The following is a 1317-nucleotide window of genomic DNA, read 5'->3' on the forward strand; positions in this document are numbered from 1 at the left end:
AGCCGACGCCGCCAAGGGGGCCGCCGCTGCCAGCGCCGTTCCACCCAAGAAGGGGGGAGGAGGAGCTCCACCATCCGATAAAGGCAAGACGCCGCATAGCCCGGACAAGGGACGTGACGGCGCTGCCAAGCCCGCTCCGAAAAAGAATGGGGGTAAGGCTCGCCCAGAAGGACCCTTCCCAGACGTGCAGAGCTTACGGGGACGCCCTGCCGACGAGGTTCGCGATATCATTCCTGACGACTGGATTGCTGACACCCCACGAAAAGAGCCTGATGGGATTAGGTTTAGGAATCCCCACCGTAACGGCGAGCAAATTATTTACGAACCAGGAAAGCCCTGGGCCAAAGATCCACTACACTCAGGTCCATACATCCGAGTGTCAGAGGGCGGAAAAACATATCGAATCCCACTGGAAGGAAATCCAGCGTTATGATCGACCCCACCACTGCCGAAGTGCTGTTCATGGGAACCGAGGCCGAAACGAGCGGCCTTGAAGCATTCAATGCCATAAAGGACAAGGAAGGGCTGAACGACAATACCATCACCCTTGCCAGGGCAACCGATATTCTTATTCAGCTAATTAATGACGGGATGATCGAGGTATGGCTAGGGGATCCGAACTCGCGTGAACCCGTACATCATCCAGGCGACCCTTTGGGTTGCCAGATGGTTACCCCGGAAAGACTTCTGACGATGGACAAACCAGACGGCAGAATGCTCATCTATGAAACAACAGAAAAAGGAGAGGATACCCTCAAGGGCGCCTGGGCGTGAAAGTGGCTCTTTTGGTGGCTGCTCCGCAGAGCGGACTGAACAGCTCTCGATTGCGATAAACGAGAAACTATCGCTGCGTCAGGAACCATGCTTCTCGTGACATGCGTGACCCCGTTTTGGAGTGTGCGACACAATCGCTGACGTGATCGCCAAGCTGCGGTCAAATGCTGTCCATCATGGTGACCACTACGAGGCTGGTCACCATCCTAGTCAGCGCCTTTAGTCGTCGCCGACGTCGATGCCCGCCGCGCCTTCTGGCTGTGGTACCTCGACGAGGCCATCCCCGCAGTCCTCGAGGCTCAGTGACCACTAGCCGGGCTCACCAGTGCTCAACACCAACTAGTGCTCAACAGGAGGAATCAGATGATCGACATGGGTGCGGTGCGCGCCGAGGTTGAGGCGGCTCGCGCCGAGCTGCTCGACGAGGAGGACAACCCCAAGGCGATCCTGTCCCTGGGGACCCGCAAGCGGGTGTGGCGGGCCATGATCGACCCCGAGGACCCGGAGGCCTCCTACCGTCGCCGGATCGAGCTGAAGATGGCC

Annotated in this window: 1 protein-coding gene and 2 pseudogenes; all 3 read left to right on the top strand. The window is 58.4% G+C overall.

The genetic code is table 11. The features are described 5' to 3' along the window. The first annotated feature begins 429 nt into the window (after window positions 1-429). A complete protein-coding gene (locus BKH20_RS13260; RefSeq protein ID WP_075391436.1) occupies window positions 430-774 on the top strand; it encodes a hypothetical protein in 345 nt (114 codons plus the stop codon). A gap of 228 nt (window positions 775-1002) precedes the next feature. Beyond that, window positions 1003-1080, top strand: a pseudogene (locus tag BKH20_RS14850) (Imm5 family immunity protein); the annotation flags it as partial. 57 nt (window positions 1081-1137) lie between these two features. Next, window positions 1138-1317 (top strand): annotated as a pseudogene (locus BKH20_RS13265) (Imm5 family immunity protein); the annotation flags it as partial.

It is taken from the genome of Actinomyces oris (assembly GCF_001937445.1).
GTDB lineage: Bacteria > Actinomycetota > Actinomycetes > Actinomycetales > Actinomycetaceae > Actinomyces > Actinomyces acetigenes.